Raw genomic sequence first — 12593 nt, 5'->3', positions numbered from 1 at the left:
TACCTCTGTGCTAATAGCGGCATGGTCCCACCCGTTCCCATTCCGAACACGGAAGTGAAACGTGCCTGCGCCGATGGTACTTGGCTCGAAGGGGCCTGGGAGAGTAGGGCAGTGCAGAGGTTTTATTTTTGCGGGAATAGCTCAGTTGGTAGAGCACAACCTTGCCAAGGTTGGGGTCGCGAGTTCGAGTCTCGTTTCCCGCTCCACCCAAACACCCCAAACCCCCATCTCCAAATGAGGTGGGGGGATTCTTGTTGTAATACCAAATCTCTCTCAAAGCGACCCCTAAAGCCAGGATTGGGCCATACGACGTCGAAGCGGCAGGCAGAACTCTGAAGGCGGCATGTACCCTTGGCTGGAGCACCAACGCATGGCTGCCGAGTGGCATCGTCGAGCTTGCCAGGGTCAGATAGTTGTGCTTATGGTCTTGGATTCAGGAGGTCTTATGTGTCACCTTGTTGCAGATTTGGTATAAGGTCACTCTCCCCAGGCCCCTTCCAGAGGGCCTGTTCGGGCTCGAGCCAGCGCATTTTTACGCCCGCCTACGAGGCACTATGGGAAAGCCCAAATGGCATGCAATGGTTTTGAAAATATCCATCTGAACCCGGTATGGGATAGGATTGCTTTTCATGCACACCCTCGAGGCCACCTATCACATTGCGTCCTCCCCAGAGCAGATTGAAGCCCGGGCCGAAGCCCTGGCCATTGAGCAAAGCATCGAGATGCCGCCCTCTGCCGTGCGCCAGCCTAAAATTCTGCGCGAGGTGCTGGCCCAGGTGGCCTCCATCCAGGAAGTCGAGACCGGCCTGTTCCGGGTTACCCTGCGCTTCGCCAGTCCGACCACGGCTTTTGAAACCGCCGGCCTGCTCAACGTGCTGTTCGGCAACTGTGCGCTGCAAGCAGAGGTCGAGCTGGTCGAGCTGAAGCTACCCCCCGAACTGCTCTCGGCGTTTGCCGGGCCTCGCTTTGGGATTTCAGGGTTGCGCCGGCTGACCGGGGTGCAAAGCCGCCCGCTCACCTGCACCGCCCTCAAGCCGCAGGGCCTCTCCCCTGCTCAGCTGGCCGAGCTGGCCCAGACCTTTGCAAAGGGAGGCATAGACATCGTCAAGGACGACCACGGTCTCACCAACCAGGCTTATGCGCCTTTCGCCGAGCGGGTTCCCCTGGTGCAAAAAGCCATTGCAGAGGCCAACGCCCGCACCGGAGGCCACACCCTGTACGCCCCGATGCTGACCGGCGGCCCCAAAACCCTGCTCGAGCGCCTTAGCATCGCCAAACAAGCCGGGGTTCGGGTGGTGCTGGTTGCGCCCATGCTTCTGGGCCTACCGGCCTTCGAGGAGCTGGTTGCAGAGCTGGAGATGGCCGTGCTGGCCCATCCGGCCTTTGCGGGCCAGCGGATCGCACCCCCCTTGATGCTGGGCCGGCTTTTCCGGCTGCTGGGGGCCGATGCCACCATCTTCCCCAACCATGGCGGGCGCTTTGCGTACAGCCGCGAGACCTGCTTGGAGCTGGCCGAGGCCGCCCGGGCCCCCTGGGCGCATATCCGCCCTGCCCTGCCGGTTCCGGCGGGGGGCATGACGGTGGAGCGGGTGGAGGAAATGGTGAGCCTTTACGGGCGCGATACCATGCTCCTGATTGGGGGCAACCTGCTGGCGGCGGGGGACAGGCTGCTCGAGCGCACCCAGGCTTTCGTACAGAAAGTGGCGGCAAGCGCGGGCCGAACCAATGGGTAAAATGGGGTCATGGCGGCGACTCGAGCCAAAACCAAGCGATCTGCCCGGGGCTACACCTGGGAAGATGTGGAGGTGTTGGCCTATAAAGCCGAGGGGGCCGCGCCCTTCAAGGATGTGACCCGGCAGGTTTTGTTTAGAGACCCCCACCTGGCCGCAGAGTGGCGCTACTTCGAGGTCGCCCCAGGAGGGCACACCACCCTGGAGCGCCACCGCCACGTTCATGCCGTAATGGTCATTCGGGGACGGGGGGCCTGTCTGGTCGGCGACGAAGTGCATCCGATTGGGCCGCACGACCTGATTACCGTGCCGCCTTTGGCCTGGCATCAGTTCCGGGCCACCCAAAACGAGCCGCTGGGCTTTTTGTGCCTTGTCAATGCCGAGCGCGACCGGCCCGAGCTGCCCGGCCCCGCCGACCTGCAAAGCCTGCGCCAGAACCCCCGAGTTGCCGATTTTATACGGGTCTGAAGCGGCAACCGTCCAGCTGGCGCAGGGCTGCTGAAGGGCATGTGATAAGGTGATGGCATGTCGAAACGAGGGGCTGTAGAAGAAACCCAAGCAACCGAGAACCACCTCGAGCAGATACGCTCGATTCTGTTCGGGCAGCAGATGCTCGAGTTTGAGGGCAAACTTCGGGGACTGGAACAGCGCGTTCAGGAAAATGCGGCGCAGATGAACCAGGGCCTGCTGGATCGAATCGCGGCGCTGGAAAGCCGGCTGGTCGGGCTATTGGAACAGGAGACCCAGGAACGAGAGATTGCCGATCGGTCGCTCCAGGACAGCCTCGAGGCCGCCGTCGGCAACCTGGAAGGCGAGCTGGCGTCGCAGATGAAAGAGATGCGGGCCGACCTGAGAGAACAGGGCAAAGAGTTGAGCAAAAAGCTCGACCAGCTGGCCGGCAGCCTTCAGGCCGCCATTGATGAGCTGCGCCTGAGCAAAACCGACCGCTCCACCCTGGCCCAGCTGCTGGAGGGCCTGGCCGAAAAGCTGCGGAAAGCGTAATGCAGGGGCCTGGAGGGGCCTCCGGTTTCCCCTCTCCCCTGCCCCATTCTGGTCATGGCGCATCCGACCCCTCCTCCCTCCCAAAGCGACCTCGAGGCGCTGCGGCGCTTGTTGCTCGAGCCCGAGCAGCAAGCCCTGGAGGAATTGAAAGACCCCAGGCTCTGGGAAGAGCAGGTCTCGAGGGTGCTGCCCGAGGCGCTGGTTCGGCGTGCCCACACCGATAAGTCAATCCAGTACGCCCTCAACCCGATTCTGGAAGAAACCTTTGTGCGGCTGGTGCGGCGCAACCCCAAGCTGCTCGTGGAAATCCTGTTTCCGGTGCTGCTGCCGGGCATTCGCCGGGCGGTGGCCAGCCTGTTCGCCGCACTGACCCAAAGCCTCAACCAGACCCTCGACCAGGTTTTTAGCCTTCAGGGCCTGCGCTGGCGGCTCGAGGCCCTCTCCACCGGAAAAACCTTCGCCGAGGTGGTGCTTTCGCACACCCTCTTGTACCGGGTCGAGCAGGTGCTTTTGATTCACCGCGAGAGCGGGCTTCTGCTGGCCCACCAGGTGGCCGAAGGCATCCATGTGCAGGACGGCGCGCTGGTCTCGGGCATGCTCACGGCTATTGGCGACTTTGTCCGAGACTCCTTCGACCCCCAGGCCGGGCTCAACACGGTGAACTTTGGCGAGCGGGTGCTGGTGGTGGAGCAGAGTGCCCTGGCGGTTCTGGCGGCGGTGGTGCGCGGCACCCCGCCCCCTGAGCTAACCGGGCGCTTACAGGACACCCTGGCGGAAATTCACACCCGTTTTGCCGAGGAACTTCGCCACTACTCGGGGGACAACCGGGGATTGGCCGACGTTCACCCCACCCTGGAGGCATTGCTGGAAACCCAGTACAAGCCCTCCGGGCGGCGTCGCCCCTATGCGCTCTGGCTGGCCGCCGCCTTGGCGCTGGCCGGCCCGGTCGGGTGGGGCTGGAATCACTACCAGGCCCAGCGCGCCTGGCAGGCCTACCTGGAGCGCCTGAGCCAGACCCCAGGCATCGTGGTCACCGAAGCGCCCCGCCGCTATGAGGTGCGGGGCCTGCGCGACCCCCTGGCCGCCGACCCCCGAAGCCTGCTCGAGGGTCTTCCCCTGCGCCCCGAACAGCTTCGGGCAACCTGGCAGCCCTACCAGTCCCTCGAGCCCGAAATGGTGCTCAGGCGCATCCAGCAGCGCCTCGATACCCCTGGCACGGTGCGGCTCTCCTGGCGCGATGGGGTGCTGGTGGTCTCGGGCCGCAGCACCGCAGCCTGGCTCAGCCGTCTGCGCAACCTGGCCCCCCTGCTGGGGGTGGAGCGGCTCGATGCCCGCCAGCTTGTGCTCGAGCCACCCAGCAGATAACTCGGGAGCGTCACGCCCCTTGCATCCAGCGCCCCCTCAACCGTAGACTGCACTCACCATTGCGAGGTTTCCATTCACATGCATCATCTATTCACGTTCAATCCAAGCAAGCGAGCAGGGGGCCCCTAGGTGATTCAGAAAAAAATCTGCATGCTGGGTGCTTTTGCCGTGGGTAAGACCAGCCTGGTGGCACGGTACGTACACGGAATCTTTTCGGAAAAGTACCAGACCACGGTTGGGGTCAAAATAGACAAAAAAGTGGTCACGGTGGGCCAGCAAGAAGTCAGCCTGGTGTTGTGGGACCTCTACGGTGAAGACCAGTTCCAGCGGGTGCAGCCGTTTTACTTGCGGGGCAGTTCGGGCTACCTGCTGGTGGCCGATGGCACCCGTCCCGAAACCCTCGAGGCCGCCCAGAGCATTCAACAGCGCGCCCAGGAAGTGCTGGGGCCGGTGCCATTCACGCTCTTGCTCAACAAACACGACCTGCCCTGGACGGTGAGCGACGCCCAGCTCGACGGCCTGCGCGCCCGGGGCTGGGAGCTTCGGTACACCAGCGCCAAAACCGGCGAAGGGGTCGAGGCATGCTTCGAGTCCCTGGCCCAGCGCATGCTGGCACAGTCTTGAAAAGCGGTGGAGGCGCACAGGCCGAGCCAACCTTTCCCGCCGAGGCGCTTCCGGTCAGTTCCGGAAAAGATTGCCCACCAGCAAACACCCCGCGTGCGGCTGGTTTGCCTGATACCCTTTTTGACCGGCCAGACAGCAATCGGTGAAAAACGCCCCGGACTGAAGGGCGCACTCGAGGGCCCGCTGCTGTGTTGCATAAGCCCGTACAAGCACACCCGCATGGTGAGCGAAGCAAGTCAGTCCTGGCCCGGACTCGCTCGCCCCGACCTCGTAGGGAAGGCCAGGCACAGGGGTTAGGGCGTAGGGGGCAGGTATTGGCGACCCACCACACCCCAAGCTGTGTTTCCTTGAAAGTTGTTTGTACGCCTGAAGTTGGCCTGGAGCGCTCTTCACAAATTGCAGGTGGGCTGAAGAATATCTTTCGGCGGTATGCGGGGCAAACTAAGCCCGTGCAGGCTCTTCGGTTGTTCGTGCCTGCGGCAAACGGGCCTTCGCCCTACGGCTGACGGCTCAGCAACCAGTACACCACCACAATCGCCAGTAGCCAGAGCCACCAGCGGTTGCCCAGGCTACCCAGGAAAGGGCGGCGTTCGGGCAGGGGGAGCGGGGCTGAAGGGCCTGTCCCTGTGGAACGGGGTGGACGGGCAGCGGGCTGCATCTGCAAGCGCTGGCCGCGCTTGATGTGGTACACCGATTTGTCAATCAGGCCCTTTTTGCGGTAGGCCGCCCCCAGGTTGTGATGCGCCAGGGCGTAATCGGGGTTGAGCTTGAGCACCTCTTCGTACATCCGGATGGCTTCGTCGGTCTGGCCGGCCTCGAGGGTCAGGTTGGCCAGGTTGGTTCTGACCCGGTAATGGCGGGGGTCGGCCTTTAGGGCCGCTTCGAAAGCCTGCCGAGCTTCCTCCCTGCGACCGCTGCGAATCTGCACCAGCCCCAGCGCCGCCCAGGCTTCGGCCCCCAGGTGGGGGTCTTCGAGGTAGGCCGTAATTCGACCTTCATCCTCCTGATCAAACGCCTCAATCGCAACCCTGGCCTGGGCCACGTCCAGGTAGCCTGCAATCAGGTCGCCATCCTGTTCCAGAAGTTTCTGCGCCCTGCCGTACTCCTTCAGGCGCAACCAGTCGCGCAACTCCAGCAACACCGCCAATCCATCGGCATCTCCTTCCTCTCCCGCCAGAATGCGGCTTCGGGCCTCCTCGTAGCGCCCCAAACGGATTAGCTGGTCGAGTTCTTCCATCGCCTTCGTTCATTTTACCCAGGCTGGTGAGAAAAGAGCCCACCGGCCAGACCCAGCTGCACATGCTGACCTGGAGGGTCAATCCCGAACCTCCGCCCCACCCTTTTGTTGCTAATGGGTTGGGTGAATCCTGCAAAGCGCCGGACACGCCGCTTGATCCCCATCAGGTGAAGGGCAGGCCCGCGCAGGTTGCCGGTACGATTGACACCGGACGCACTGGTAAGATACGAACGCTATGGCAGACAACACGCGGGCCTGGATGGAAGAACTGCTGGCCGAAATGGAGGAGCGACGCAAGCACATTGAAGCGGGCGGCGGGCCGGAGCGAATTAAAAAACAGCACGAGGCTGGCAAAATGACTGCCCGTGAACGCATTGAGTATTTGCTCGACGAGGACACCTTTGTCGAGCTTCAACCCTTTGCCGAACACCCCGAGAGCAAGCTAATGCACGGTGTGCAGGCACCAGCCGATGGGGTTATTACGGGCTACGGCAAGGTGGGCGGGCGCACGGTCTTTGTCTTTAGCCAGGACTTCACCGTGCTGGGCGGAAGCCTGGGCAAGACCCATGGGCAGAAAATCGCCCATGTGATGGACATGGCGGCCAGGGTGGGGGCTCCGGTGATTGGCCTCAACGACTCGGCTGGGGCCCGCATCCAGGAGGGCGTGGACAGCCTTTCGGGGTATGGCGAGGTCTTTTATCGCAACGCCATTTACTCGGGTGTGGTGCCGCAAATCTCGGCCATTCTGGGGCCCTGTGCGGGTGGGGCTGTGTACAGCCCGGCCATTACCGACTTTGTGCTGATGAGCAAGGGCAATAGCTACATGTTCATCACCGGGCCGGAAGTCATCAAGAGCGTGACACACGAGGAGGTCACCTTCGAGCAACTTGGGGGCTCGGAGGTTCACACCGCCAAGTCGGGGGTGGCCCACCTCGAGTGCGAGGGGGATCAGGGCGTGCTGGACACCATCAAACAACTGCTGGTCTACCTCCCGCAAAACGCCAAAGAAAAGCCCCCTCTGCATGCCAACGGCGACCCCAAAAACCGCAAAACCCCCGAGCTTTTGGACCTCGTTCACCCCGACCCCCGCCGTCCTTACAACATGCACCAGATCATCGAGACTATTGTGGACGAGGGCAGGTTCCTGGAACTCCACCCCCAATTCGCCAGGAACATCATTGTGGGGTTTGCCCACCTCGGCGGTCAGAGCATTGGCATTGTGGCCAACAACCCCCGCTTCATGGCCGGTGCGCTGGACATCAACGCCTCGGACAAAGCGGCCCGCTTCATCCGCACCTGTGACTGCTTCAACATTCCCATCCTGACCCTGGTGGACGTGACCGGCTTTCTGCCCGGCGTGGCCCAGGAGCACCAGGGCATCATCCGCCACGGGGCCAAAATGCTCTATGCCTACGCCGAAGCCACCGTCCCCAAAATCACCCTGATTACCCGCAAGAGCTACGGGGGGGCCTACCTGGCCATGAACTCCCGCGACATGGGCGCTGACGTGGTGCTGGCCTGGCCCACCGGGGCGGTGGCGGTGATGGGGGCCGAAGGGGCCGCCAACATCATCTACCGCAAGGAAATCCAGTCCTCACCCGACCCTGCCGCCACCCGACAGGCCAAAATTGCCGAGTACAAGAAAGCCTTCGACAACCCCTACGTGGCGGCTGCAAGGGGGTACATTGACGACGTGATTGACCCAGCCGAGACCCGGCGGCTTCTAATCAAGCACCTCGAGATGCTCTATAACAAACAGGAGGAGCGGCCTTACAAGAAGCACGGCAACATCCCGCTTTAGAGCGCTCTTCACACATTTTGAGCCATTCGACTATAAAAAAACTTTGTCCTGGACAGAACAGTGGCCGCGGCCACGTATGGCGTGAGGGGGGCTTTCTGGCCTACCTCGAGCGTTGCACTCGCCCCTGGGTACGGCTGGCAAGCACCTGGTCGAAGCTGCTGCGGGCGCGGGCCTTCATGGACTCGATGGCATTCCAGTTGGGCTGGTGCTGGCTGAGCACCGCCCGGGCCAGCAGGTCGGGGTCGCCGGGCATGTCCACATACACGGCCCCGGCATCGCGGCAGAAACCGGCCACCTTGGGGTCGTAGGCGATGCCCGCAAAGGGGGTTCCGGCTGCCGCCGCCAGAATAGCCCCATGCAAACGCACCGAGACCACAAAGCCCGCCTGGGCCAGGAGGTAGCTCACCCGGCGCGGATCCCAGGCCAGCTCGCGGGTAAAGCTGCCGAACTTCTCCAGTACGGGCTCGTCGAAGCCCGGTTGGAGGGCGAGCACGACCACCTCGTAACCCTCCACCCGCAGCCGGTCGGCCAGTTTGTGCAGGTTGGCGGTGGCCTCCTCGGTGCCGTATTTGGGCACCAGCACCACCATATTGGGCTCGCGCTCCACCGGCGGGGGGGGCAGCAGCAGGGCCGGGTCGGCCCCCAATTGCACCTCGAGCCCCAGACTGCGACCGTACTCGAGCGAACCTTCGTCGCGGAAAAAACAGGTCACCCCCCGCAAGGCCCGCCGAACCTGTTGCTCGCCCCGCTTGCTCAGCGGCCCCAGCGACTGGTTGAACACGTAGACCGGCTTGCCCCGGCGGCGGGCCAGGCCCAGAATGGTCAGGTAGTACCACAAACTCAGGCTCGAGGTTTTATCCTGCAGCAGGCCTCCCCCACCCGACAAGAGCAGGTCTATCTGGCCCAGCGCCTTCCAGGCCTTGAGCGGATGGGTGCGCTGGACAGCCTCCACCCCGTAGCGCCGGGCGGTTTCGTCGGGGTTGTGGGAGAACACCACAGCCTGGTGTCCACGGGCCTTGATTTCGTGCACGATGGCCTCGAGGATGGCCTCATCGCCCGCATTCTGAAAGCCGTAATACCCGCTGACCCCCACGCGCATGAATACCCTCCAGGCTTTTTACATCTTGGCACGCCCTGGCCTTAAATGCTTCTATCTGAGCCACCATTCGCGCAACCGCCGCACCACCCAGACCCCTACCAACCCCACCAAGAGACCGATGAGCAGACCATTGAGCACCCGGAAAAAGGAGATGCTGAGGGGGGTGTGGTAGTGCGAAAAAGTGTTCAGAATGGAGCCCATTCCCACCGCCACCAGCACCAGCAGTGCATTTTTGAGCCAGGTGGGCCAGGGCAGCAGCAGGGCCACCGGGGCCAGGGCATGCGCGAATATCTCCTTGAAGCGGGGCCGCACCATCACGTCCTGCAGGAAGGCCCGAAGCTGCAACTCCCACTCAGGCACGATGGAAGGCGCGGCGTCGTTGCCACGGCGTAGCACCGCAAGCCCCACCACCGCCAGCCCCAACAGCGCAACCCCCACCTCGCCTAGCTTCAGGGGATGGTTGTACAGCGCGCCAAGGGCCGGTTTGAATGCGGTGGGCAAGAAGGAGAGCGCCACCAGCAGAGGCGGCACCACCAGGGTCAGCGAGACCCCCCGGAAAGGCTCCAGGCCCAGCACGCTCTGGGGTGTGCTGCCCAGCGCTGCCAGGAAAACCACCCCGGCCAGCGAGTACAGCACCGCGGCCAGCCAGAGGCGCAGACCCGGCAGAGGGCGCTCGAGGAAGCCCAGCGCCGGGAAGACCATGGCAGCCAGCAGCGGCCCCGCATCCTCGCGGGCCACCCCCAGAGCAAACAGCGCCAGCAACCCCGCGACCGAAACGCCCAGGGGCCGGGGCAGCCCCAGGGCCAGCAAGGCCAGCCCGGCCAGAATGCCCGCCAGGGCCACAAATCGCAGCGGCGAAGGGCTGAAGTCGCGGGCGGTGGGCTCCCCTATGGGGATGTGAGAACGCTCGAGGTCACGGCGCAGAATGGTCAGAAAAGCCTCGGTATCGCTCGGTTGTTGATAGGGCCGCAGGTACAAAAGCTGGTGCCCACGCTCGCGGGCGGCCAGCACAAACTTATCGGCGGTCTCGGCAGGGGTCAGCTTGTCCTGCCATTCCGGGCGGATGCTAAAAAGCCGCTTGACCGGCAGGGTCTGGGCCAGCTGGGCGAAGCCTCGCTGGGGGGTACCCTCGATCCAGGCGATGGGCTTACCTTGCAGGCCCGCCGCCACGGCCTCGAGGTGATTCTTGTACCCCAGCGCATCCAGCCCCGCAAAGACCACCGCATCGGTCTGAGGAGGAATCAGCTCCACGTCGTATTTGCGGTAGGGATGGTCAAAGGGCCGGGCCACCAGGTAAAAGCCCTGGGCCTTGAGCTCGCGGGCCAGGGCCAGGTCGTAGCCCGCGGGAAAAAAGTCCACATTGACTGGGGTGGCCAGCCAGGTCTGGGTGCCGATCAAAACCCGCTCGGTGGGGATGTTCCAGCGGGCCTCCAGGGCATCCAGCAAACCCGCCGGGCCGGTCAGGTAGAACCATCCGGGCTTGATCTGGGCGTTGGGATAGAGCAGTTGCAGCGTATTGGAGGGGTGATAGGCCAGGAGCCCCCGGCTCACCCAGTTCCGCACCGATTGTTCATACAGCGCGACCCCCTGCACCCCCTGGGCCCGGTACTCCTGCATCACCTGCAAAAAGGTTTGGCCGGTAAAGCGGGCCCGGTCGGCCACCTCCTCGCCGTCCATAATCAGCACCACCGGCCCCGGACGCTCGGCCTGCATCCGCGGCAGCAGGGCCGGCAAGCTCAACACGGCTGCCAGCAGAACCACCAGGCGAAGGGCACTCCGCGACTTCAAAGCCGACCCCCGTATGCTGCATTTTCCGAAGAAAGCAGGCTCCGCACCCTTGCCGTGAGCATGGCCAGGGCCTCTTCGTTATGCCCGCCGTGGGGAATGATGACATCGGCATAGCGCTTGGAGGGCTCGACGAACGAAAGGTGCATGGGACGCACCTGCTCCAGGTACTGCTGGATGACACTCTCCACCGTGCGACCCCGCTCCACAATATCGCGCTGCAGGCGTCGAATAAAGCGCACATCGGCATCGGTGTCCACAAAGACCTTGAGGTTCATCTCGGCGCGCAGCGTTGCATCCACCAGCAGCATGATGCCCTCGAGCACCACCACCGGTGCAGGCTTGACCTCGAGGGTCTCGCGCGCGCGGGTGTACTCCTTGAACGAATAGACCGGAACCGAGACGGGCCGACCGGCCACAATCTGGCGAATGTGGCTCAGGTAGAGCTCGAGGTCAAAGGCATCGGGATGGTCGTAGCTCAGCTTCACGCGCTCTTCAAAGGACAGGTGGCGGTTGTCCTTGTAATAGTTGTCCATCGGCAACAAGGCCACCTGGGCCGGCCCTACCGCGTTGATGACCGCCTCGGTGACGGTGGTTTTGCCGCTGCCGGTGCCCCCAGCAATTCCAATCACAAAAGCCCGACTCACAAAGTCAATCATACGCTTCGGGGGGTGGCCTGGGTAGGCTCCAGCCGCCGCAAAGACCCGGCACGCTGTGGTGTACGACGCCATGCCAGATTTTTCTTCGGCCATGCCCCGCCGGAATGCCCAGAGGGTCTCGATAACCCTCAGGCTCCTGTAACAGCCGTTCTCCCCACACCGCACACACAACGAAGCTGGTGGCCTGATCCGGGCATAAGAAGCACCTCCCAAGGACATTGAGCACCATTGGGTCTGTTAGAGTAGGGGACGGCGATGATTGTTTTGACGGGGGAAATTCTGATTGACCTGATCGGGCACAACAAAGACGCTCGTTCCACGCTGGCTTTTACCGGGATTTTGGGGGGCTCGGCCCTAAACACCGCCTCGATACTGGCTCGAGTGGGCGCACCCACGCGCTTTGTGGGCGAGGTTGGCCAGGATTTTCTGGGCGACTGGGCCATTGCCCGCATTGCCGAACGAAAGATAGAAACCCGCTTCATCCGGCAGCTTGCGGGCGTCCCCACACCCCTGAGCGTGGCCGAGGTGGATACCGAAGGCGAGGCCCAGTTCAGCTTCTATCGGGCTTTTGGCGAAACCCGGTTCAACCCCGACAGTGCGGCCATGGCCCGCGCCAAATGGTTTCACTTTGGCTCCCTCTCAGCCTTCGACCCGCGCAACAGCCCCGGTATCGAAAACCTGCTGGAAATTGCCCGTGAATACGATGTGCTGGTTAGTTTCGACCCCAACCTGCACGCCCGGCCCAATGAAGCCTACTGGGAGCAGCTTCGGCGCTACATGCCCTACGTTTCGGTGCTCAAAGCCAGCCTGGACGACGCGCGTTTTCTGTTTCCCAACGCTGGCAACGACCCCAAGATTCTGCTCGAGCACCTCGTCGAGCTGGGGGCCCCGGTCACGGTGCTGACCCTGGGGGCCGCCGGGGCGATGGCGGCCTTCCGTACCCGGATGATGCAGGTTCCGGCGGTTCGGGTCTCGGTATCGGACACCATTGGCGCCGGGGATGCGTTCACGGCGGGCCTGATTTACGGCATGCTGAAGCAGGAGATCGGCTCGAGGATGGAGCTTCTTTCCTGGGATGGAACCCAGCTCCCGGTGATACTGGCCTCCTCCAACCACCTGGCCGCCATCACCTGTACGGTGGAAGGCGCCAGCCCGCCCGAGCAGCCATTAAATGCCTGGTGGGAGCGGTTCGGATAAATATCGCGCTCTTCACAGACGTGGGGGCCCCACCACGCCGCCCCCGGGACCGCGAAATAAAGCGGTGGGGAGAGGACCCCGAGGGCGCCCGGGG

The 12593-nt window shown here is 63.3% G+C and carries 11 protein-coding genes, 1 tRNA gene and 1 rRNA gene; 9 read left to right on the top strand and 4 right to left on the bottom strand.

Annotation, left to right across the window (positions count from 1 at the left end):
* The first annotated feature begins 3 nt into the window (after nucleotides 1-3).
* From rrf to NZN28_RS12070, 7 genes are all read left to right on the top strand, one after another.
* Nucleotides 4-120, top strand: a 5S ribosomal RNA gene (rrf, locus tag NZN28_RS12100).
* A 10-nt stretch (nucleotides 121-130) separates the two neighbouring features.
* A tRNA-Gly gene (locus tag NZN28_RS12095) sits at nucleotides 131-206 on the top strand.
* Nucleotides 207-629: 423 nt separating this feature from the next.
* Nucleotides 630-1733 (top strand): RuBisCO large subunit C-terminal-like domain-containing protein, encoded by a 1104-nt coding sequence (locus NZN28_RS12090; protein ID WP_295398533.1) that lies wholly within the window; start codon nucleotides 630-632, stop codon nucleotides 1731-1733.
* Between the two features lie 9 nt (nucleotides 1734-1742).
* Nucleotides 1743-2198 (top strand): cupin domain-containing protein, encoded by a 456-nt coding sequence (locus tag NZN28_RS12085; RefSeq protein WP_295398531.1) that lies wholly within the window; start codon nucleotides 1743-1745, stop codon nucleotides 2196-2198.
* Nucleotides 2199-2255: 57 nt separating this feature from the next.
* Nucleotides 2256-2732: a hypothetical protein gene (locus NZN28_RS12080; protein ID WP_295398530.1), complete on the top strand. Its 477-nt coding sequence runs from the start codon at nucleotides 2256-2258 to the stop codon at nucleotides 2730-2732.
* A 54-nt stretch (nucleotides 2733-2786) separates the two neighbouring features.
* Nucleotides 2787-4097, top strand: a complete 1311-nt coding sequence (locus tag NZN28_RS12075) for a hypothetical protein (RefSeq protein ID WP_295398528.1) — start codon at nucleotides 2787-2789, stop codon at nucleotides 4095-4097.
* A 129-nt stretch (nucleotides 4098-4226) separates the two neighbouring features.
* The gene (locus tag NZN28_RS12070; RefSeq protein WP_295398526.1) at nucleotides 4227-4721 is read left to right on the top strand and encodes a Rab family GTPase; all 495 of its coding nucleotides are present in this window, start codon (nucleotides 4227-4229) and stop codon (nucleotides 4719-4721) included.
* A 496-nt stretch (nucleotides 4722-5217) separates the two neighbouring features.
* Here the strand turns inward: NZN28_RS12070 and NZN28_RS12065 are convergent, their stop codons facing one another.
* On the bottom strand, nucleotides 5218-5958 hold the full coding sequence (locus tag NZN28_RS12065; RefSeq protein WP_295398524.1) for a tetratricopeptide repeat protein: 741 nt from the start codon (nucleotides 5956-5958) through the stop codon (nucleotides 5218-5220).
* Between the two features lie 235 nt (nucleotides 5959-6193).
* On the opposite strand from NZN28_RS12065, the gene NZN28_RS12060 reads away from it, so the two are divergent.
* The gene (locus tag NZN28_RS12060) at nucleotides 6194-7759 is read left to right on the top strand and encodes an acyl-CoA carboxylase subunit beta (protein WP_295398523.1); all 1566 of its coding nucleotides are present in this window, start codon (nucleotides 6194-6196) and stop codon (nucleotides 7757-7759) included.
* A gap of 100 nt (nucleotides 7760-7859) precedes the next feature.
* On the opposite strand, the gene csaB is transcribed toward NZN28_RS12060, so the two are convergent.
* From csaB to udk, 3 genes are read right to left on the bottom strand one after another with little or no spacing between them, the layout of a single operon-like run.
* Nucleotides 7860-8858 carry a polysaccharide pyruvyl transferase CsaB gene (csaB, locus tag NZN28_RS12055; protein WP_295398521.1) on the bottom strand — a complete coding sequence of 333 codons (999 nt, stop codon included), beginning with the start codon at nucleotides 8856-8858 and terminating at the stop codon, nucleotides 7860-7862.
* 51 nt (nucleotides 8859-8909) lie between these two features.
* Complete coding sequence (locus NZN28_RS12050; RefSeq protein WP_295398519.1) at nucleotides 8910-10646, bottom strand: DUF5693 family protein; 1737 nt, start codon at nucleotides 10644-10646, stop codon at nucleotides 8910-8912.
* Nucleotides 10643-11302, bottom strand: coding sequence for a uridine kinase (gene udk / locus NZN28_RS12045; protein ID WP_295398518.1), 660 nt, complete (start codon nucleotides 11300-11302; stop codon nucleotides 10643-10645). The genes NZN28_RS12050 and udk overlap by 4 nt, the downstream gene beginning before the upstream one ends.
* A 255-nt stretch (nucleotides 11303-11557) precedes the next feature.
* Between udk and NZN28_RS12040 the strand changes: the two genes are divergently transcribed.
* Nucleotides 11558-12499 (top strand): carbohydrate kinase, encoded by a 942-nt coding sequence (locus NZN28_RS12040; RefSeq protein WP_295398516.1) that lies wholly within the window; start codon nucleotides 11558-11560, stop codon nucleotides 12497-12499.
* The last annotated feature ends 94 nt before the right edge of the window (nucleotides 12500-12593 follow it).

Source organism: Meiothermus sp., assembly GCF_025056915.1.
Classification (GTDB): Bacteria; Deinococcota; Deinococci; order Deinococcales; family Thermaceae; genus Meiothermus.
This window is presented reverse-complemented; position numbering and strand designations above follow the sequence as displayed.

Bases quoted from the DNA above. Each gene is read 5' to 3' on its own strand.
- NZN28_RS12090 (WP_295398533.1), top strand. From the start codon at position 630: ATGCACACCCTCGAGGCCACCTATCACATTGCGTCCTCCCCAGAGCAG.
- NZN28_RS12085 (WP_295398531.1), top strand. From the start codon at position 1,743: ATGGCGGCGACTCGAGCCAAAACCAAGCGATCTGCCCGGGGCTACACC.
- NZN28_RS12080 (WP_295398530.1), top strand. From the start codon at position 2,256: ATGTCGAAACGAGGGGCTGTAGAAGAAACCCAAGCAACCGAGAACCAC.
- NZN28_RS12075 (WP_295398528.1), top strand. From the start codon at position 2,787: ATGGCGCATCCGACCCCTCCTCCCTCCCAAAGCGACCTCGAGGCGCTG.
- NZN28_RS12065 (WP_295398524.1), bottom strand. From the start codon at position 5,958: ATGGAAGAACTCGACCAGCTAATCCGTTTGGGGCGCTACGAGGAGGCC.
- NZN28_RS12060 (WP_295398523.1), top strand. From the start codon at position 6,194: ATGGCAGACAACACGCGGGCCTGGATGGAAGAACTGCTGGCCGAAATG.
- csaB (WP_295398521.1), bottom strand. From the start codon at position 8,858: ATGCGCGTGGGGGTCAGCGGGTATTACGGCTTTCAGAATGCGGGCGAT.
- udk (WP_295398518.1), bottom strand. From the start codon at position 11,302: ATGATTGACTTTGTGAGTCGGGCTTTTGTGATTGGAATTGCTGGGGGC.
- NZN28_RS12040 (WP_295398516.1), top strand. From the start codon at position 11,558: ATGATTGTTTTGACGGGGGAAATTCTGATTGACCTGATCGGGCACAAC.